General features: G+C 68.5%; 16 protein-coding genes. All 16 read right to left on the bottom strand.

What is annotated here, in order from left to right; genetic code table 11:
* Positions 1 to 1,437, bottom strand: a 1,437-nt coding sequence (locus tag AC5P7I_RS20710; RefSeq protein WP_308307060.1) for an MCP four helix bundle domain-containing protein, incomplete at its 3' end; no start/stop codon positions are given.
* A gap of 371 nt (positions 1,438 to 1,808) precedes the next feature.
* Positions 1,809 to 3,797: a chemotaxis protein CheA gene (locus tag AC5P7I_RS20705; RefSeq protein WP_014647024.1), complete on the bottom strand. Its 1,989-nt coding sequence runs from the start codon at positions 3,795 to 3,797 to the stop codon at positions 1,809 to 1,811.
* Positions 3,798 to 3,842: 45 nt separating this feature from the next.
* On the bottom strand, positions 3,843 to 4,208 hold the full coding sequence (locus AC5P7I_RS20700; RefSeq protein WP_005409521.1) for a response regulator: 366 nt from the start codon (positions 4,206 to 4,208) through the stop codon (positions 3,843 to 3,845).
* The gene (locus tag AC5P7I_RS20695; protein WP_014647026.1) at positions 4,205 to 4,513 is read right to left on the bottom strand and encodes an STAS domain-containing protein; all 309 of its coding nucleotides are present in this window, start codon (positions 4,511 to 4,513) and stop codon (positions 4,205 to 4,207) included. Before AC5P7I_RS20695 ends, AC5P7I_RS20700 begins: the two co-directional genes overlap by 4 nt.
* 285 nt (positions 4,514 to 4,798) lie before the next feature.
* On the bottom strand, positions 4,799 to 6,064 hold the full coding sequence (locus AC5P7I_RS20690) for a chemotaxis protein CheW (RefSeq protein WP_180834700.1): 1,266 nt from the start codon (positions 6,062 to 6,064) through the stop codon (positions 4,799 to 4,801).
* Positions 6,061 to 6,843 carry a ParA family protein gene (locus AC5P7I_RS20685; protein WP_014647028.1) on the bottom strand — a complete coding sequence of 261 codons (783 nt, stop codon included), beginning with the start codon at positions 6,841 to 6,843 and terminating at the stop codon, positions 6,061 to 6,063. The genes AC5P7I_RS20690 and AC5P7I_RS20685 overlap by 4 nt, the downstream gene beginning before the upstream one ends.
* 4 nt (positions 6,844 to 6,847) lie before the next feature.
* Positions 6,848 to 7,864 carry a flagellar motor protein MotD gene (gene motD / locus AC5P7I_RS20680; RefSeq protein ID WP_014647029.1) on the bottom strand — a complete coding sequence of 339 codons (1,017 nt, stop codon included), beginning with the start codon at positions 7,862 to 7,864 and terminating at the stop codon, positions 6,848 to 6,850.
* A 1-nt stretch (position 7,865) separates the two neighbouring features.
* Positions 7,866 to 8,606: a flagellar motor protein gene (locus AC5P7I_RS20675; RefSeq protein WP_005409527.1), complete on the bottom strand. Its 741-nt coding sequence runs from the start codon at positions 8,604 to 8,606 to the stop codon at positions 7,866 to 7,868.
* A 90-nt stretch (positions 8,607 to 8,696) separates the two neighbouring features.
* Positions 8,697 to 10,541 (bottom strand): chemotaxis protein CheA, encoded by a 1,845-nt coding sequence (locus AC5P7I_RS20670; protein ID WP_262088244.1) that lies wholly within the window; start codon positions 10,539 to 10,541, stop codon positions 8,697 to 8,699.
* Positions 10,542 to 10,543: 2 nt separating this feature from the next.
* Positions 10,544 to 11,149, bottom strand: a complete 606-nt coding sequence (locus tag AC5P7I_RS20665; protein WP_049441909.1) for a protein phosphatase CheZ — start codon at positions 11,147 to 11,149, stop codon at positions 10,544 to 10,546.
* A complete protein-coding gene (gene cheY / locus AC5P7I_RS20660) occupies positions 11,149 to 11,541 on the bottom strand; it encodes a chemotaxis response regulator CheY (RefSeq protein ID WP_262088243.1) in 393 nt (130 codons plus the stop codon). Before cheY ends, AC5P7I_RS20665 begins: the two co-directional genes overlap by 1 nt.
* Before the next feature lie 57 nt (positions 11,542 to 11,598).
* A complete protein-coding gene (locus tag AC5P7I_RS20655) occupies positions 11,599 to 12,345 on the bottom strand; it encodes an RNA polymerase sigma factor FliA (protein WP_014647032.1) in 747 nt (248 codons plus the stop codon).
* A complete protein-coding gene (locus AC5P7I_RS20650) occupies positions 12,342 to 13,229 on the bottom strand; it encodes a MinD/ParA family ATP-binding protein (protein ID WP_032959426.1) in 888 nt (295 codons plus the stop codon). The genes AC5P7I_RS20655 and AC5P7I_RS20650 overlap by 4 nt, the downstream gene beginning before the upstream one ends.
* A complete protein-coding gene (flhF, locus tag AC5P7I_RS20645) occupies positions 13,216 to 14,832 on the bottom strand; it encodes a flagellar biosynthesis GTPase FlhF (RefSeq protein WP_014647034.1) in 1,617 nt (538 codons plus the stop codon). Before flhF ends, AC5P7I_RS20650 begins: the two co-directional genes overlap by 14 nt.
* Positions 14,833 to 14,977: 145 nt before the next feature.
* The gene (gene flhA / locus AC5P7I_RS20640) at positions 14,978 to 17,038 is read right to left on the bottom strand and encodes a flagellar biosynthesis protein FlhA (protein ID WP_153643679.1); all 2,061 of its coding nucleotides are present in this window, start codon (positions 17,036 to 17,038) and stop codon (positions 14,978 to 14,980) included.
* A 44-nt stretch (positions 17,039 to 17,082) separates the two neighbouring features.
* Positions 17,083 to 18,213, bottom strand: coding sequence for a flagellar biosynthesis protein FlhB (gene flhB, locus AC5P7I_RS20635; protein WP_049441911.1), 1,131 nt, complete (start codon positions 18,211 to 18,213; stop codon positions 17,083 to 17,085).
* Between the last annotated feature and the right edge of the window lie 164 nt (positions 18,214 to 18,377).

Here is an 18,377-nt window from a genome sequence, read left to right as displayed (position 1 = left end):
GTTGGCGGCCTGCTGCTCGGTGCGGCGCGACAGGTCGCTGTTGCCGGAGGCGATCTCGCCGGCGGCCAGGGTGATGCTGGAGGCGCTGGCCTGGATCTGGCCGACGATCTGGGTCAGCTGTGCAACGGTGGTGTTGGCATCATCCCGCATGCGCGCGAACACGCCATTGAACTGGCCTTCCATGCGCGCGGTCAGGTCGCCGGCGGCGATCGACTGCAGCAGCTGCGAGAGCTGGCCGAGGTTGCCGTCGGCCACCTGCATCATGGTGTTGAGATGCTCGATCATCAGCTTGAAGTCATGCTGGAAACGCTGTGCGTCGCCGCGCTGGCTGAAGTCACCGGCAGCGGCCGCCGCGGCCAGCTGCTGGATCTGCGAATTGATCGCCAGCAGGCTGGCCTTGGCCGCGTCCATCGATTCGTGCAGGATCGCGCGGCTGCCGGGCAGGCGGCGTGCATCCGGGGTGAGATTGCCGATGGCGTACTGGTTGAGCACGTCGATGGCATCGCGGATCGCATCCAGGTGCTCGAAGATCACCGTATTGATGCCGCCGGCCAGCTGGCCATAGACACCCGGGAAATCTTCCGGAATGCGATGGCTGATGTCCGGTCCCGCGTGCATCTGTGCCATCAGCTGGGTCTGCTCGCTGAAGCGGCGGAGCATTGCGGTCATCTCGGTCGTGGCGGCCAGCATCCTGCCGGCTTCGTCCTTGCTGGTGGCCTGGGTGCTGACGCTGAGGTCGCCGCGGGCAACCGCCTGGATGGCATGCACGGCCTTGCCCAGCGGGCCGGTCACTGCACGCGAGATGACGATGGCCAGCGCGGCGGCCACCAGCGACAGCAGCACGATGCAGCCGATGATGGCGATCATGCTGGTGCGATGGGTGGCGTTGGCGTCGGCGATCTTGCCGTCCATCTGCCCGGCGATGTGGGTGCCCAGTGCCTTCATCGCAGCGAACAGGTCGCGGCGCGCCGGGCGTGACTGCTCATCGGAGATCTGCTGGGCCTGCGCGCCATCACCGGCGGCCACGGCGTCGCGCATCGCCTTGTTGGCGGCGAAGTAGCGATCCAGCTGGGTGCTGGCGGCGCGATACAGTTCGCGCTCCTTGTCCAGCGCCGGCAGCGCGGCGTACGCCGCCAGTTCGTCATGTACGGCCTTGGCGGTGTCGTCCATGCGCTTGTTGTAGTCGGCGACCTTCTCCGGCTGGTCGAGCATGCTCAGCTGGGCCAGTTCGTAGGTGCGGAACTCACCGAGCTGCGAGCGCGCCTCGCCCAGGTGCTGGACCGAGGGGATATCGTTGCCGGCCATCTCGCGCAGCTGCGCGTTGGCTTCGCTCAGTCGCAGCAGGGCGAACGCGCCGAGGACCAGGGTCATCAGGGTGGTAAGGGTGAACCCCACGGCCAGCTTGCGGGCGATGGGCAGATCTTGGAACCACTTCATGCAGGGTGCTCCAGGTGGGCAGAGTGCCGGCGTCTGTGCGCCGGTTTGGGGGTGGTTGCAGAGCGAACGGTGGTGCCCGGTGGGGTTCGGTGACGGCCGTCAAAGCGAAATAGCGGCGCAGTCCGGATGGACTTTATGGACGCATGTCACATTCGGTGGCGTAGGGATGACGGCGCGGAAGTGGCGCAGCGGCGGGGCTTTCGCTTGCATGGCGTAGTTGCATGCGAAAGCACGGCGCCGACGGAGTTCACGGAAGAGGTGGGGTCAGATCCCTTTCCGCAGGAAAGGGATCTGACCCCACCGCCGGGGAGCGCGCAAACAAAAACCGCCGCCCCGAAGGGCGGCGGTCCAGTACACGCATGCAGTGTGGATCAGGCGGCCTGCGGCATCCGCAGTGAACGCACCAGCCCGCCGATGTCGACGATCAATGCGACGCGGCCGTCGCCGAGAATGGTCGCACCGGACACCCCGCCGATGCGGCGGTAGTTGTTCTCGATGTTCTTGACCACCACCTGCTGCTGGCCGACCAGTTCGTCCACTTCCAGGGCGATCTTCTGGCCATCGCCTTCGACCACCACCACCAGCGATTCGCTGCCGGGTGCACGGTTGCCGTAGCCGTAGTACTCGCTCAGCGACAGGATCGGCAGGTATTCACCGCGCACGCGCAGCACGCGGCCTTCGCCGGCCATGCTGCGGATGTCCTCGGCTTGCGGCTGCAACGCCTCAAGCACATAGGCCAACGGCAGGATCAGGGTCTCACCGGCTACCGCCACGGTCATGCCATCGAGGATGGCCAGGGTGAGCGGCAGGCGGATCAGCGTGCGGGTGCCAGCGCCGAGGCTGCTTTCAATCTGCACCTCGCCCCCCAACGCCTGGATGTTGCGGCGGACCACGTCCATGCCGACGCCACGACCGGACAGGTCAGTGACTGCATCGGCCGTGGAGAAGCCGGGCTGGAAGATCAGGTCCCAGACCTGCGAATCGGTCGGGTTGTCCGGCACCGCCAGGCCGCGCTCGGTGGCCTTGGCCAGGATCTTGGCGCGGTCCAGGCCGCGACCGTCGTCGCTGACTTCGATGACAATGTGGCCGCCCTGGTGCGAGGCCGCCAGGGTGATCGTGCCGGTTTCGTCCTTGCCTGCACCGCGGCGCACGTCGGGCATTTCCAGGCCGTGGTCGATCGAGTTGCGCACCAGGTGCACCAGCGGATCGGCGATCTTCTCGATCAGGCCCTTGTCCAGCTCGGTACCTTCGCCGACGGTGCGCAGCCGCACCTGCTTGCCGAGGCGGCTGGACAGGTCGCGGACCAGGCGCGGGAAGCGACGGAACACCGCATCGACCGGCAGCATGCGCACGCCGATCACCGCTTCCTGCAGGTCGCGGGTGTTGCGTTCAAGCTGGTCCAGGCCAGCGAACAGGCTCTCGGCGTGGACCGGGTCCAGCGCATGCGAGACCTGCTTGAGCATGGCCTGGGTGATGACCAGTTCGCCGACCAGGTTGATCAGCGCGTCGACCTTGTCGACGCTGACGCGGATGGAGGTTTCCGCTTCCTGGCTGGCGCCACCGCTGGCGGCAGGCGCGGCGGGTGCCGACGGCGACGCTGCCGCCGGAGCGGGAGCAGCCGCGGCCGGCGCCTGGGTGGCCAGGCTCGGCGGTGCGGCCGGACGGATGTCCAGCTCGCAGTCGTCCAGTACCCACGCGAAGGTGTCTTCGATCTTGCTGCGCGGCACCTTGCCGACCAGACCCAGGTCCCACGCCAGGTGGGCTTCGAGCGGATCGAGCTGCGCGAAGCCCGGCAGGCGGTCCATGCGCGCGGCGACCTGCAGCGAACCGAGGTGTTCCAGTTCGCGGATGATGCGCAGCGGGTCGTTGCCGCTCATGAACAGCGACGGCGCCGGGGTGAAGCCGATCTGCCAGGCTTCCGGCGTATCGTCCACCTTGGCTGCGGCGGCCGCCGGGGCGCTCGCTGCGGCCTGGCCGGACAGAACCGCTTCCAGGCGTGCCTTCACCGCAGCGACGGCAGCCGGATCGGCAGCCTGGCCATGTTCGGCTTCGCGCAGCAGGGCGCGCAGCACGTCCACCGAAGACAGCATGGCGTCGACGGCGTGGCCTTCCAGTGCCCGCTTGCCGGCGCGCAGCTCATCGAGCAGCGTTTCCAGCACGTGGGTCAGGCCGGCGATCGCGTCGAAGCCGAAGGTGCCGGCGCCGCCCTTGATCGAATGGGCAGCGCGGAACACCGAATTGATGATCTCCGCGTCCTGCTGCCCCGATTCCAGGGCCAGCAGGCCAGCCTCCATCGCGTCGAGGCCTTCGCGGCTCTCCTCGAAGAAGGTGGCGTGGAAGCGTTGCAGGTCCATGCTCATGGCAGTGGTGGTCCGGAAGCGAAGAGGGGGAGCGGTGCCGGGCGATCAGCCCAGCACTTTCTGCACGGTGGCGACCAGCTGTTCGGGATTGAACGGCTTGACCAGCCAACCCGTGGCGCCAGCGGCCTTGCCTTCGGACTTCTTGTCGGCGGCAGATTCGGTGGTCAGCATCAGCAGCGGGGTGAACTTGTAGTCCGGCAGCTGGCGCAGTTCGCGGATCAGCGCGATGCCATCCATGTTCGGCATGTTGACGTCGGTAACCACCGCATTGAAGCGCTGGCCCTTGGCGCGACCGAGCGCGACCGCGCCGTCTTCAGCTTCTTCGACGGCAAAACCGGCCGAGGTGAGGGCGAAGGACACCATCTGGCGCATCGACGCCGAATCGTCCACCACCAAGATACGTGCGCTCATGCAGCGTTCTCCACAGATTTCAGGTTGTCATGGGTTACGTCCAGGCCGAGGGCCTGGGTGACGCCCAGCAGGCGCGCGGCGTCACGGAAGGTTGCAGTGCAACCGTGGAAGCCGGTGCCCAGGCCTGCCTCGCGGCGGGCCTGCACGAACGCACACAGCACCTGCACGGCGGCCGTGTGGATGCGGGCGACCTGGCTGGCATCCAGGGTCAGCTCGCCTGCCTGCTCCACCAGGGGGGCAAGGCGGTTCTTGAGCTCGGTAGTGCTCTCGATGCCGAGATCCCCACCCAGTTCGACAGTGCTCATCGTTGCTCCGGACAAACGGTTCCGTGATCCATAACGGCACCCCGGTGGGGTTCTTTAGAAGAATCGACGCGGTGCGTCGATGCGGTCGCTGTTGAAAAGGGGACGGAGGGGATTAAGTCGCAAGCGACCTGGCTCTGCCGCAGCCCCCTCGGCAACGGCGACCGCGCAGTGGGGATGTAAGGTGTTGATCCAACGGATCAACTCCTTGCGTCCCCGACAGGCACCGCTCCGGCGCCAAGCGCCGAGCCACTTGCGACTTAATCCCCTCCGTCCCCTTTTTGGGGGTCAGCTCAACAGCCGTGTGGCGTCCAGCAGGATCATCGGGCGCTGGCTGACGCGGGCCACGCCACGGAACAGGTCGTTGGAGATCTGGCAGATGCGTGCGGTATCGGGAGGTTCGATCTGTGAATCGGTGAGGTTGGCGACATCTTCCACTGCCGACACGCGCAGGCCGATGGTCTCGCCGTCTTCTTCCAGCACCACGATGCGGGTCTGGGCGTCGTCCTCGGCGGCAGCCGCGCCCAGGTGCAGGCCCAGGTCCATCACCGGGACCACCTGGCCGCGCAGGTTCATGATGCCCAGCATGGCGGCAGCGGTGCCGCGCAACGGCAGCAGCGGCACCGGCAGCACGACCTCCTGGACCTTCAGCAGTTCCAGCGCATAGGCCTGGGTGCCACAGCGCAGGCGCAGCCAGCGCGAGGTGCGTTCACCGGCACGACGGTTCTGCGGATGCGGGCTGCGGGCCGGTTGGTGGGCCTGCGCCTGCAGCTCCTGCCAGGTGCCGGGGCGGTTGCCTGCGGGTGCATCGACGGCGACGCGCGGCGGCGGCGTGCCGGCGCGTGCGGCCGGGGCCGGTGCAGGGCGTGTCGCCGGGGGGGGCACCGGCGCTGCGACCACGGCGGGCGGCGGCGCAGGCACGTCTTCGCCACCAGCGGCCGCCTCGAAGGCGGCCTGCAGGCCGGGGCTGTCGGTGTGGGCGAGACGATGGCTGTCCGCCGGGTCGGTCTCGTAGATCACTTCGTCCGGCAGATCGTCCCAGGTGGGTTCCGGGCCGGTGTTCGCAGCGGCCGCAGCGGGTGCCGGCGCGGTTTCGTGGATGACCTCGTCGGGCAGGTCATCCCAGGTCGGCTCGCGTTCGGTGGACGAGGCGCTGGCCGGCGCGGCGGCGGCCTCGAAGGCGGCCTCCAGTGCAGCCTCATCCTCGGCCGGGGCCGCGACGACGGCATCCGTTTCGTAGACCACTTCAGCGGGCAGGTCGTCCCACGTGGGTTCGCGTTCGGCATCGATCACGCTGACGGGCGCGGACGCGGCATCGAAAGCGGCTTCCAGTGCGGCATTGTCCACGGCAGGGGCAGCGGCAACGCTCTCGGTTTCGGTTTCGTAGATCACCTCGGCCGGCAGGTCATCCCAGGTGGGTTCGCGTTCGGCGGCGGCTTCGGTGGCCGTGGCCGGGGCGGTGCTGATCGGCGCGGGGAGGGGAGCGGCGGCCGGGGCGATCGCCTCGCCCAGCAGTTCGTCCAGGTAGTCGTCGAGGATGCCGGTGCTGTTCATGCGGCCTGCTCCAGGGCGCGGGCATCCTCGCCGAGGATCCAGTTCAAGGCGCGCCGGTAGGCAGCCAGGCCACGCCCCGGGTAGTCTTCGCCGACGCTCGGCAGGGTCAGCCCGGCGGCGTTGCTGATGCGGGTGTCGATCGGAATCGCGTCTTCCCAGACGCGGCTGCCATGGCGGTCCTGCATGGTGCGCAGCGACTCGTTGCCGGCGCGGGTGCGGCGGTCGAACAGGGTTGGCAGGATCGAGATCGGCAGCGGCCGGCGGCGCGAACGCTCGACCATCTCGCCGGTGCGGACCATGCCATCCAGGCCGTGCAGCGCCAGCGGCTCGGCCTGGGTCGGAATGATCAGGCGATCGGCGGCAGCCAGTGCGTTGATCATCAGCAGGCCGAGCGTCGGTGCGCAGTCCAGCAGGATGTAGTCGTGCTGGCCCTGGTGGCGCGCCAGCGCGTTCTGCAGGGCCAGGCCGAGGCCGGGTTGGTTGGCGCTACGGCGTTCCAGCGTGGCCAGCGCGGACTGCGCGCAGACGTAGTCCAGGCCCTGGATGTTGCTGGCATGGCACAGGCCGGACAGGTCCGCTGGCGGTGCGCCGAACAGCTCCAGCACGCCGGCCGGCGGCGGGTCCACCGGCACGCCGAAGGCGCGGCTGAGCGAAGCATGCGGATCGAGGTCGATCAGCAGCACGCGATGGCCGAGCGCGGCCAGGCCGCGGCCGAGGGCGAGGGTGGTGGTGGTCTTGCCGACTCCGCCCTTCTGGTTGGCGACTGCCCAGATGCGCATCGGATTACTCCTTCATTGCGGGGGGAACGGCGGCGCCGACGCGGCTGCCAGCCGGCACCGGTGGCAACGTCACCGGTGCGATGGGGGAGGTGGGGGCGCTGGCCGGCGTTGCGGCGGCCTGTTCGGTGACGGTGCTGCCGGTGGCGCCGGTGGCTGCGTTCAGGCGCTGGCCGAGCGGGTCCACCGAATGCGAGGTGTCGGCCAGGATGATGACCATCACCCGGCGGTTGCGGTTGCGGCCCTGTGCGCTGTCGTTCTCTTCGCGCGGGCGGAACTGGCCATAGCCGACCATCGCCAGCCGCGACGGCTGCACGCCCTGGTCGGCGAACAGATGCACCACGCTGGCGGCGCGTCCGGCCGACAGCTCCCAGTTCGACGGGAAGGTGGCGGTGGCGATCGGCACGTTGTCGGTGTGGCCTTCCACGCGCACGCTGTTGGGCACGTCGCGCAGCACCTCGGCCAGGCTGGCCAGGGTCTGCCGTGCATGTACGTCCAGTGCGGCCGAGCCGGTGGGGAACAGGATGTCGCTGTTGATCTCGACCTCGATCCACAGTTCCGTGCGGCGCACGCTGATCATGCCGCGGTCGATCAGCGGCGCCAGGGCGGCGGTGAGCCGGTCGGCAATCGTGTTGAGCTGGCGCTCGGCACGGGCGATCTGCTCCTGGTTGTGCACCGACACCGGCATGCGCATCTGCGAGGCCATCGACGGCAGCAGCGTCGGGTCGTGCGAGGGCGCCGGCGCGGACGGTCCGATCTTGGTGCCGGACTTGATCACCGACGGGCTGTCCCAGCCGCCACCCTGCACCTGCTTGTTGCCCACCTGCACCGGATTGATCGTGCGCGGCGCGCCACCGAAGGCATCGGTGAGCGCGTCGGCCATGATCCGGTACTTGCCCTCGTTCACCGACGAGATCGCGTACATGACCACGAAGAAGGCGAGCAGCAGCGTCATCAGGTCGGCATAGGGGATCGCCCATGCTTCGTGGTTGGCGTGCTCTTCGTGGTGCTTGCGGCGGGCCATGTCAGTGCAGGAAGCCGGAGAGGTTGGTTTCGATGTTGCGCGGGTTCTCGCCCTGGGCGATCGAGATCAGGCCTTCGATGACCATTTCGCGGTCGCGCGTGTTGTGCGAGATCACGCTCTTGAGCTTGGCGGCGATCGGCAGGAACAGCAGGTTGGCCGAGGCGATGCCGTAGATCGTGGCGGTGAACGCCGCAGCGATGCCGTGGCCGAGCTTGCTCGGGTCGGCCAGGTTCTTCATCACCGCGATCAGGCCCAGCACGGCGCCGATGATGCCGAGCGTCGGTGCGTAGATGCCCATCGCTTCGAACACCTTGGCGCCGGCCTGGTCCTGGTGTTCCTGGCTGCCCAGTTCGATTTCCAGCATGTGCCGCATCGATTCGGGCTCGACACCGTCCACCAGCAGCTGCAGGCCCTTGCGCAGGAACGGGTCCTGCTGCGCTTCCACCTGCGATTCCAGGCCGAGCAGGCCCTGGCGGCGGGCGATGTTGCTCCACTCGACGATCTGCTGGATCAGTTCGCGGCGATCGCTGTGCGGCGGGCGCACGACCCAGCGCACGATCTTGAACGCATGCTTGAACACCGCCGGCGAGGTGTGCAGCAGGATCGCGGCAACGGTGCCGACGATGACGATCACGAACGCCGCAGGCGACCACAACGACGCCAGGCCGGCGCCCTTGAGGATGCTGCCACCGACCAGCGAGGCCAGGGCGAGAAAGAGTCCAATGAGGCTGAGTCTATCCATGGATCCGGTATCGGCTTGTATGAATGGGACTTGAGACACCGGTACGGGCTACTGGTGCGACTTCACGGTTTTACGGGTTCAGCAAGCGGGTCAGTCGTGCGGGCTGCGCAGGCCATCCACATCCAGGATCAGCGCCATGCGACCATCGCCGATCAAGGTTGCACCGGCGTAACCGCGCAGGCCGCGCAGGGCCTTCGGCAGTGGTTTGATGACCACTTCCTCGCGCCCACGGACTTGGTCCACGACCAGGCCGAAGCGCGCTTCGCCGGCCTGCAGCACCACGATGGTCAGCAGGGTCGATGCGGCCGGCGTCACATCCAGCCACTGCCGCAGATCGACCAGTGGCAGCGTGTGCGAACGGCGGTCGAGCACGCCACGGCCATCGAACCAGCCCAGCGAGGTGGGCGGCGCGTGCAGTACCTCCATCACGCGCGCCAGCGGCAGCGCATAGACGTCCTCGCCGGCCTGCACCAGCAGGGTCGGCAGGATCGCCAGGGTCAGCGGCACGCGGATCAGGAAGCGGCTGCCGCGGCCCAGCTCCGACTGGATCTGGATCTGCCCGCTGAGTTCGCGGATGCGCGACTGCACCACGTCCATGCCGACGCCGCGCCCGGAAATATCCGTGACCTGCTGCTTGGTCGAGAAGCCGGGCAGGAACACCAGGTGCAGGCACTCCTCGCTGCTCAGGCGGGCGGCGGCTTCCGGATCGATCAGGCCCTTCTCGCGTGCTTTCGCGCGCAGCTTTTCCGGATCGATGCCGGCGCCATCGTCCTGCACCTCGATGCTGACGTAGTCACCTTCCTGCTGCGCCGACAACCGCACATGGCCCATCCGCGGCTTGCCCTGCGCTTCGCGCAGGTCGGGCATTTCCACGCCATGGTCGATGGCGTTGCGGACCAGGTGCACCAGCGGGTCGGCCAGCGCTTCGACCAGGTTGCGGTCGAGCTCGGTCTCGGCGCCGATCAGCTCCAGGTCCACTTCCTTCTTCAGCGAGCGGGCGACGTCGCGGGCGACCTTGGGGAAGCGCGAGAATACCTTGCCCACCGGCTGCATGCGGGTGCGCATCACCGCCGACTGCAGGCGCGCGGTGGCGATGTCCAGGGTGGACACGGCGCGGTCCAGCTCCTCGTCGCGCAGGCGCGCACGCAGGGTCTTGAGCCGGTTGCGCGACAGCACCAGTTCGCCGATCAGGTTGACGATCGCATCCAGGCGCTTGGTGTCCACGCGCACGGTGTGTTCGGCTTCGGCCAGCGGCTTGGCGGCCGGCTTGGCCACCGGTGCCGGTGCGGTGGCCGGGCGCGGGGCGGCGATCGGTGCCGGCGCCACCGCAGCCGCGGGCCTGGCGCCGGGTGCGGCGCCACCGTGCAGCTGGTCGAGCAGGGCTTCGAACTCATCTTCGCTGATCAGGCCGTCGTCGGCCTTCTTTGCCGGCGCCACCGCAGTCGGTGCGTTGCCACCGTGCAGCTGGTCGAGCAGCGCCTCGAACTCGTCGTCGGTGATCAGGTCGCCGGCACCGGCCGCCGGTGCGGCGGCAGCGGCGGCAGGCGCTGCTGCACCTCCATGCACGTCGAACTGGGCGATCAGGTCCGGCGGTGCATAGCCCGGCTCGGTGCCGGAAGACACGGCATCGAGCATCGACTGCAGGTAGTCCAGCGATTGCTGGGCGGCGTCGAAGTGATGGGCCTGCAGCACGGCCTGGCCGGCACGTGCAGCGCCCAGCGCTTCTTCAGCGGCGTGGCACAGCTCGACCATGGCGGTGACACCGAGGAAACCCGCGCCGCCCTTGAGCGTGTGGTAGCCCCGGAACACCGCGTTGAGCTGTTCGGTGTCCTGCGGTGCCTGCTCCAGCGACACCAGCTGTTCGCCGAGGCGATCCAGGATTTCCTGTGCCTCGATGATGAAATCGGCAGTGATGTCGTCGGATACCGCGCTCATGCTTACAGCCCCAGATCCGACAACAGGTCGTCGGCGTCGTTCTGCGAGACCGCGTGGCGGTCCAGTCCCTTCAGTGCCGGCCCGGCCAGTTCCGGGTCGGTGCGATGCTGTTCCGGCGGCAGGCCGAGCGCGCCGAAGCCTTCATGCACGCGGCGGACGATGCCGACCACGCGACGGATGATCTGCCCGGTCAGGTCCTGGTAGCTCTGGGTCAGGGCGATCTCGGTCAGGTTGTGGCGGATGCGCTCGAGCTGCACGTCCTGGCCTGGCTGCAGGCCTTCGGCGCGCAGCTGCTCGGTCAGGCTGCGGCATTCCTCGGCCAGGTCCAGGGTGCGGTGGGTAGCCTGTTCGGTCATCGCCACCACGTGGTCCAGGCGTGCGCACGCATCGTCCAGTTCGCCGGCCTCGCTGGGCACGGTCGGCAGTTCGCCCAGGGCCTGCCCCAGCTCGCGGGCCAGCCGCGAGAGGCCGCTCATCATCGGCTGCGTGCGCAGCGCGACCAGTCCGTCGATGCGTTGCCGCCAGGCGGCTTCGTCACCGGACTCCAGGGCATCCAGGGCTTCCTGCAGGCGCAGGGCGAGGGCGTTCTTGTCGACCGTGGTATCCATCAGGCGCTGGCCGCCAGGCGTTCGAAGATCTTGCCCAGCTTCTCTTCCAGCGTCTGCGCGGTGAAGGGCTTGATGATGTAGCCGTTCACGCCGTTCTGGGCCGCTTCGATGATCTGCTCGCGCTTGGCTTCGGCGGTGACCATCAGCACCGGCAGGGTCATCAGCTTGGCGTCGGCACGGATCGCCTTGAGCAGTTCGATGCCGGTCATCACCGGCATGTTCCAGTCGGTGACGACGAAATCGAAGGGCTGGCTCTGAAGCAGCGACAGCGCGGCATGCCCGTCCTCGGCTTCGGCGGTGTTGGTGAAGCCCAGATCGCCCAGCAGGTTCTTGACGATTCGACGCATGGTCGAGAAATCGTCGACGATGAGGATGCGCATGTTCTTGTTCAAAGCAGAGTTCCTTTGTTGTTCATTCCGGGCGGCCGGGGGCAGTCGCCTCGGGGATGTTCATTCTTCCAGGCCGGCGTCGACGGCCTCGAAAATCTTCAGGCGGCCGCGCAGGCGCAGCACGGCCTGGCCATGGATCTGGCAGACCCGCGACTCGCTCACGCCGAGCACCGCGCCGATCTCCTTCAGGTTCAGCTCCTGCTCGTAGTAGAGCGAGAGCACCAGCTGTTCGCGCTCGGGCAGGTGGCCGATGGCCTTGCCCAGCTCGCGACCGAACTCGCCGCGCTCCAGCACCTGCTGCGGGGTCGGGCCGCCCTGGGCGACGGTATCCAGTTCGCCCTGGTCTTCGATGCGCGACTCCAGGCTCAGCACCTGTCCACGTGCGGCGTCTTCCATCAGCCTCAGGTACTCGGGCAGCGGCATCTCCATCGCGGCGGCCACTTCGGTGGCGCTGGCGGCACGGCCCGTGCTCTGTTCCAGGCGGCGGATGGTGGCGGCGGCGTCGCGTGCACGGCGGTGCACCGAGCGCGGCACCCAGTCGCCACGGCGGATCTCGTCGATCATCGAGCCGCGGATGCGGATCGAGGCATAGGTCTCGAACGAGGCGCCCTGGTCGGCGTCGTAGCTGCGCGAGGCTTCGATCAGGCCCATCATGCCGGCCTGGATCAGATCATCGACTTCGACGCTGGCCGGCAGGCGCGCGGCCAGGTGGTGGGCGATGCGTCGCACCAGGTCCGAATGCTGGGCGATGACCTCGTTGGCCGCCGAGCGCTGGACTTCCCTGTACTGGTGGGCTGCGCCTTTCATGCGGCCACCCCACGCTGCTTGAGGATGCGTTCGAGGAAGAACTCGACGCCACCGCGCGGTTCGGTCGGTGCCTGCCAGCGCGCGGTGCGGCGTGCGATCTCGGTGATCGCCAGCGCCGACGGGCTGGACGGATAGGCCTTCACCACCGGCTGCTGGCGCTGCACCGACAGGCGCAGCCAGTCATCCTGCGGCACGCAGCCCAGGTAGTTCAGCGAGACATCGGCGAGGAACTTCTCGCAGACGCGGGTCAGCTTCTCGTACAGCACGCGGCCCTCGTTCGGGTCGCGCACCATGTTGGCCACCACCTGGACGCGGTCCACGCCGCGCTCGCGCGACAGCACCTTGATCAGTGCGTAGGCGTCGGTGATCGAGGCCGGTTCGTCACAGACCACCACCACGGTGTCCTGCGCGGCCTGGCAGAAGGTCAGCACGCCGTCGGTGATGCCGGCGGCGGTATCGACCACCATGATGTCCAGCTCGCGTTCCAGTTCGGAGAACACGTTGACCAGGCCGACATGCTCGGCCGGGGCAAGCTCGGCCATGTGCCGGCGGCCGGAAGCGGCCGGGACCACCAGCACGCCGTTCGGGCCTTCGACGATGACGTCGTCCAGCGAGCAGCGGCCGGCCACCAGGTCGGCCAGCGTAAAGGTGGGGTTCAAGCCCAGGATCACGTCGATGTTGGCCAGGCCGAGGTCGGCGTCCAGCAGCAGCGTGCGCTTGCCCATGCCGGCCAGCGCCACCGCCAGGTTGGCGGACACATTCGTCTTGCCCACGCCGCCCTTGCCGCCGGTCACCGCGATGGTGCGCACAGGGCCGAGCGGCTCGCTGCGAGTGGCCGACAGCGGGAAGGTCTTGGTCAGCTTGGCGTACTCACGCGACGGCATGGTTCAACTCCGGGTTGCAGGGCATATCGGCCGCTCGGCGCAAATCTTCAAGGCGAAGTACAAGATTGGCTGCACTGGCCCGGTGCAGGTCCTCCGGGACGTCCTGGCCATCGGTCACCCAGGTGATCGGCAGGGCGTGGTCCACGGCCACCGACAGGGCGTTGCCGAAGCGGCCGGTCTCGTCCAGCTTGCTCAGCACCAGGCCCTGCAGGTTGGCCGCACCGAAGCGGCGCACCACCTCGTCCATGTCGCCGAAGCTGGTGTTGGCCGGCAGCACCAGCAGGGTGCGCACCTGGCGCGCGGCGCGCAGCCACTGCAGCTGGGCGGCCAGGGCACGGTCGCGCGGGCCCAGGCCGGCGGTATCGATCAGCACCAGCTTGTAGTCCTTCAAGCGTTCCAGCAGCTGGTCCAGGTCGGTGCCGCTGTTGGCCTCGTGCACGGCGATGCCGAGCTGGCGGCCGTAGCCATACAGCTGTTCACGGGCGCCGATGCGGGTGGTGTCGGTGGTGACCAGGGCGACGTCACGCGGGGCGTGCTTCTCGGCGAAGCGCGAGGCCAGCTTGGCGATGGTGGTGGTCTTGCCGGCGCCGGTCGGGCCGACCAGCGCGATCACGCCGCCTTCCTCCAGCGGGTCGACCGGGGCGATCGGCAGCTTGCGCGAGATCAGCCCCAGCATCAGGCCGCGGCCACGATGGGCTTCGGTTTCCAGCGGGATCTGCATGGCCACGTCGCGGGCCAGCCCGGCGTCGAAACCGTACTCGTCCATCAGGTCCAGCGCGGTGGCGCGCACCGGGCTGCCACGCAGGCGCTCGTCGGTGAAGCGGTTCATCTCGCGCTCGATCACCTGGCGCATGCCGGCCACTTCCTGGCGCAGCTGGCGGATCTCGGCGTCGTCCTGGGCAACCACGGTCAGCGTCGGTGCCGGGGCCAGCATGGGGGCCGGGCTGGCTTCGACGGCGGCTTCGACCGCTGCCGGTTCGCTGGCGGCGATCCCGGGCTGCGCGTCGATCACGGCAGCGGTCGGCAGCGGCGGCGGCTGCACGGCCGGGGCCACGCTTTCGTGATGCGCCTCGTGCGGCGGGTCGATCTGGAAGCGCGCGCGGTTGGCCGGCACGGTGGCGGCCGGTGCAACGATGGCCTCGGCGAACGGGGCGAAGATCTGGTCCGGCGGTGCCGGTTCGTTGACGGCGGCGCGGGCCAGGGTGGCGGCGAAGCCCGTGCTGCCCCGGGTCGGCACGATCTCGTCGGCGCTGTCCAGAGTGCGGCCGGTGGCACCGACGGCGGCGCGGGCGAGGGCGGCCACTGCCGAGGTGGTGGCCGCTACCGGTTCCGGCGCCGGGGAGCTGCTGCGGCGGCGGGTGACGGCGGCGATCACCGCGTCGGCGGCGGTGCGCGGCTTGGGTGCCGGCGGCGGTGCAACGTCACGGCGCGAGGCTTCCAGTGCACGCTGCACGGCGCTCTCGTCGTAGTTGGCGGCGGCGACGATCTCGATGCCTTCCTCGATCCGGCGGTTGGACAGGATCACGGCGTCAGGACCATGTTCCTTGCGCACCAGGTTCATGGCCGAGCGCATGTCGGCGGCGACGAATCGTTTGATTTTCATGCTGTGGTCACGGGGCGAAGACGGCGGGGTGGCGGTCGGAGAACTCGGGTGGTCGGTGGTCTGCACGGTGCGGGTTCCCCTTGGTATCTGTCTGTTGCGTTGGTTCGAAAGTGGTGTCTGTTTTCTGGCGCATCGCAGGGCGGCGTCAGCTGATCGTTCCGACCAGCTTCAGGCGCTTGTCCTCCGGCACCTCGCTGTAGGCCAGGACCGACAGCGACGGAACGCTGTGGCGGACCAGGCGGGCCAGCGCGGCGCGCACCGGGCCAGGTACCAGCACGACCGCGGGCTCGTTGCGGGCTTCCTGCTTGCTGACACATTCGGCCAGGCTCTGGTGCAGTCGCTCAGCGAGTCCGGGTTCCAGCGCGGCGCCGTTGCCCTGCGTGGACTCCTGCAAGACACGTTCCAATTGCGGGTTGAGGGTGAATACCGGCAGCTCCGCCGACATTCCGGCGATCTCCTGCACGATGAAGCGGCCCAGTGCGGTGCGAACAGCGGCGGTCAGCACGGCCGGGTCCTGGCTGCTGGGCGCATGTTCGACCAGTGCCTCGGCGATCTTGCGCAGCTGACGGATCGGAATGCGCTCGACCAGCAGGTTCTGCAGCACGCGCACCACCGCCGACAGCGGCAACGCCTTCGGCGTCAGATCTTCGACGAGCTTGGGCGCGCTCTTGGCCAGGTTGGCCAGCAGGTGCTGCACTTCTTCGTGGCCGAGCAGTTCCGGCGCGTGCTCACGGATCAGGTGCGACAGATGGGTGGCGACCACGGTCGCCGGATCGACCACGGTGTAGCCCAGCGTTTCGGCCTGGGCGCGCTGGTGCGGCTGGATCCAGGTGGCGTCCAGGCCGAATGCGGGGTCCTTGCCGGCGATGCCTTCCAGCGCACCGAGCGCGCTGCCCGGGTCCAGCGCCAGCTCGCGGTCGGGGTGGATCTCGGCGGTGGCCACCGGCACGCCGTGCACCAGCACGCGGTAGCCGTTGGCCGGCAGTTCCAGGTTGTCGCGGATGTGCACCGACGGGATCAGGAAGCCGACATCCTGGGTCAGCTTGCGGCGCACGCCCTTGATGCGCGCCATCAGTTCGCCGCCCTGGTTGCTGTCCACCAGCGGGATCAGCCGGTAGCCGACCTCCAGGCCCAGCGGATCGACCGGGCGCAGTTCGTCCCAGCTCAGTTCGGCAGTCGGTGCCGGTGCGGCCGGGCGGCCGAGTGCGTTGAGTGCGGCGGCATCGGTGCCACCGCCTGCCGCATCGGCAGCCGGCGCCTTGCCCTTGCGGTACAGCTTCCAGGCGATGAAGCCGAGGATCGCGGCCAGCGTCAGGAAAGCGACGTTGGGCATGCCCGGCACCAGGCCGACCACGCCGATGATGCCGGCGGTGATCGCCAGCGCACGGTACTGGCCGAACACCTGGCCGGTCATGGCCTGGGCCATGTCCTGCGAGCGCGAGGCGCGGGTGACCAGCATGGCCACGGCGCTGGAGACCAGCAGGGCCGGCAGCTGCGCTACCAGGCCGTCACCGATCGACAGCAGGGTGTAGGTGGCGGCGGCTTCGCCGAACGGCATGCCATGCTGCAGCACGCCCACGGCCAGGCCGCCGAGCATGTTGATGAACAGGATCAGGATGCCGGCAATGGCATCGCCGCGGATGAACTTGCTGGCGCCGTCCATCGCACCGTAGAAGTCGGCTTCCTCACGCACTTCCTCGCGGCGCAGCTTGGCTTCTTCACGCGTCAGCAAACCGGCGTTGAGGTCGGCGTCGATCGCCATCTGCTTGCCGGGCATCGCGTCCAGGATGAAGCGCGCGGTCACTTCCGAAACGCGGCCCGCACCCTTGGTAATGACCACGAAATTGATGATGGTCAGGATCGCGAACACCACGATGCCGACCGCATAGTTGCCGCCGATCACGAATTCACCGAAGGCGGCGATGACCTTGCCCGCGGCATCATGGCCGTTCTGGCCGTTCAGCAGGATCACACGGGTGGAGGCCACGTTCAGCGCCAGCCGCAGCATGGTGGTGATCAGCAGCACGATCGGGAAGATGGTGAAGTCCAGCGGGCGCTTCACGTAGACCACCGCCAGCAGCACCATCAGCGAGATGGCGATGTTGAAGGTGAACAGCGCATCGAGCACCGGCGCGGCCAGCGGCACCACGACCATGGCCAGCAGGGCCAGCACGATCAGCGGCGCGCCAAGGCCCTGGCGGATCATTTCCAGGGCGCGGCGGGTGTTGAAACCGGCGGAGGGCTGGGCGCTCACGGGCGGCCTCCCTTGCCGAATTCATCCACCTGGATGTGCGGGGCGTCCGGCATCGGGCCAGTGCGCCAGGCGCGCAGCTGGTAGACGTAGGACAGGACCTGGGCGACGGCCGAATACAGTCTCACGGGGATTTCCTTTCCGAGTTGGCCTTCCCGATACAAGGCGCGTGCCAAAGGCGGGGCGGAGACGATCGCCACCTTGTTGCCGTCGGCCACTTCACGGATGCGCAGGGCGGTTTCGTCCACGCCCAGCGCGACCACGGTGGGGGCGTTCATGGCGCCGCCCTCGTACTTCAGGGCCACCGCGTAGTGGGTGGGGTTGACCACCACCACGTCGGCAGTGGGCACCGCCTCCATCATCCGGCGGTTGGCCATCTGCTGCTGCAGCTGGCGGATGCGGCCCTTCACCTCGGGGCTGCCCTCGCTTTCCTTCATTTCCCGGCGCAGTTCCTCGCGGGTCATCTTCAGCTTGCGCATCCAGTTCCAGCGCTGGTACGGCGCATCGATGGCGGCCAGCACCAGCATCGCGCCGGCGGTGGCCAGCAGCAGGCGCAGGGTGAAGCCCAGGCCATCGGTGATGGCGGTTTCCAGCGGGTGGTGGATCAGCCCGCGCAGGGTGTCGAAGCCGGTCCAGACCACCAGCCCGGCGGCGACGCCGACGAAGGCCACGCGCAGCAGCGATTTGGTGAATTCGGCAATCGCCTCCGGGCCATACAGGCGCTTGAGCCCGCTCATCGGGTTCATGCGGTTGATGTCGGGCAGCAACGCCTTCTGCGACCAGCGCAGGCCGCCCATCACCAGCGGGGCGACGAAGCTGGCCAGCAGGCAGACCAGCACCAGCGGTGCGATCACCAGCAGGAACTGCAGCAGCAGGTCGCCGAAGTGGCCGAACAGTTCCTTCGGGTTCTGCCGCAGGCTCTGTTCGGGGCTGAGCGCGTGCTTCATCCAGGCCGTGGCGCCACGGCCGATCGAGCCGCTCATGGCCATCACCGCCAGCACGCCGGCGCCGAACACGGCGGCGGTGCCAAGTTCGCGCGAGCGCGGCAGGTTGCCCTGTTCACGGGCATCGCGCAGGCGTTTTTCGGTCGGTTGTTCGGTCTTTTCGCCGGCGGATTCGTTCTCGGACATCACGGGCACTGCGGCAGGGGGTGCCGGGGTGCGTGCAAGAACCGTTCCACGCCTGGCGTGGATCTACCGACGGCCCGTTCTGTAGAGCCGAGCCCACGCTCGGCTACGGTTGGGGCCAGGCGCGAAGCACAGCCGGGCATGAGCTCGGCTCTACAGGAGAGTGC

This window comes from Stenotrophomonas sp. YJH_SMC_138 (genome assembly GCF_059369855.1).
Note: the sequence above shows the minus strand (reverse complement) of the source record. Positions and strands in the feature narration are given on the sequence as shown.

What these genes read in the sequence shown, in the direction of transcription:
- AC5P7I_RS20705 (WP_014647024.1), bottom strand. Translation starts at nt 3,797, where the DNA reads ATGAGCATGGACCTGCAACGCTTCCACGCCACCTTCTTCGAGGAGAGC.
- AC5P7I_RS20700 (WP_005409521.1), bottom strand. Translation starts at nt 4,208, where the DNA reads ATGAGCGCACGTATCTTGGTGGTGGACGATTCGGCGTCGATGCGCCAG.
- AC5P7I_RS20695 (WP_014647026.1), bottom strand. Translation starts at nt 4,513, where the DNA reads ATGAGCACTGTCGAACTGGGTGGGGATCTCGGCATCGAGAGCACTACC.
- AC5P7I_RS20690 (WP_180834700.1), bottom strand. Translation starts at nt 6,064, where the DNA reads ATGAACAGCACCGGCATCCTCGACGACTACCTGGACGAACTGCTGGGC.
- AC5P7I_RS20685 (WP_014647028.1), bottom strand. Translation starts at nt 6,843, where the DNA reads ATGCGCATCTGGGCAGTCGCCAACCAGAAGGGCGGAGTCGGCAAGACC.
- motD (WP_014647029.1), bottom strand. Translation starts at nt 7,864, where the DNA reads ATGGCCCGCCGCAAGCACCACGAAGAGCACGCCAACCACGAAGCATGG.
- AC5P7I_RS20675 (WP_005409527.1), bottom strand. Translation starts at nt 8,606, where the DNA reads ATGGATAGACTCAGCCTCATTGGACTCTTTCTCGCCCTGGCCTCGCTG.
- AC5P7I_RS20670 (WP_262088244.1), bottom strand. Translation starts at nt 10,541, where the DNA reads ATGAGCGCGGTATCCGACGACATCACTGCCGATTTCATCATCGAGGCA.
- AC5P7I_RS20665 (WP_049441909.1), bottom strand. Translation starts at nt 11,149, where the DNA reads ATGGATACCACGGTCGACAAGAACGCCCTCGCCCTGCGCCTGCAGGAA.
- AC5P7I_RS20655 (WP_014647032.1), bottom strand. Translation starts at nt 12,345, where the DNA reads ATGAAAGGCGCAGCCCACCAGTACAGGGAAGTCCAGCGCTCGGCGGCC.
- AC5P7I_RS20650 (WP_032959426.1), bottom strand. Translation starts at nt 13,229, where the DNA reads ATGCCGTCGCGTGAGTACGCCAAGCTGACCAAGACCTTCCCGCTGTCG.
- flhF (WP_014647034.1), bottom strand. Translation starts at nt 14,832, where the DNA reads ATGAAAATCAAACGATTCGTCGCCGCCGACATGCGCTCGGCCATGAAC.
- flhA (WP_153643679.1), bottom strand. Translation starts at nt 17,038, where the DNA reads ATGATCCGCCAGGGCCTTGGCGCGCCGCTGATCGTGCTGGCCCTGCTG.
- flhB (WP_049441911.1), bottom strand. Translation starts at nt 18,213, where the DNA reads ATGTCCGAGAACGAATCCGCCGGCGAAAAGACCGAACAACCGACCGAA.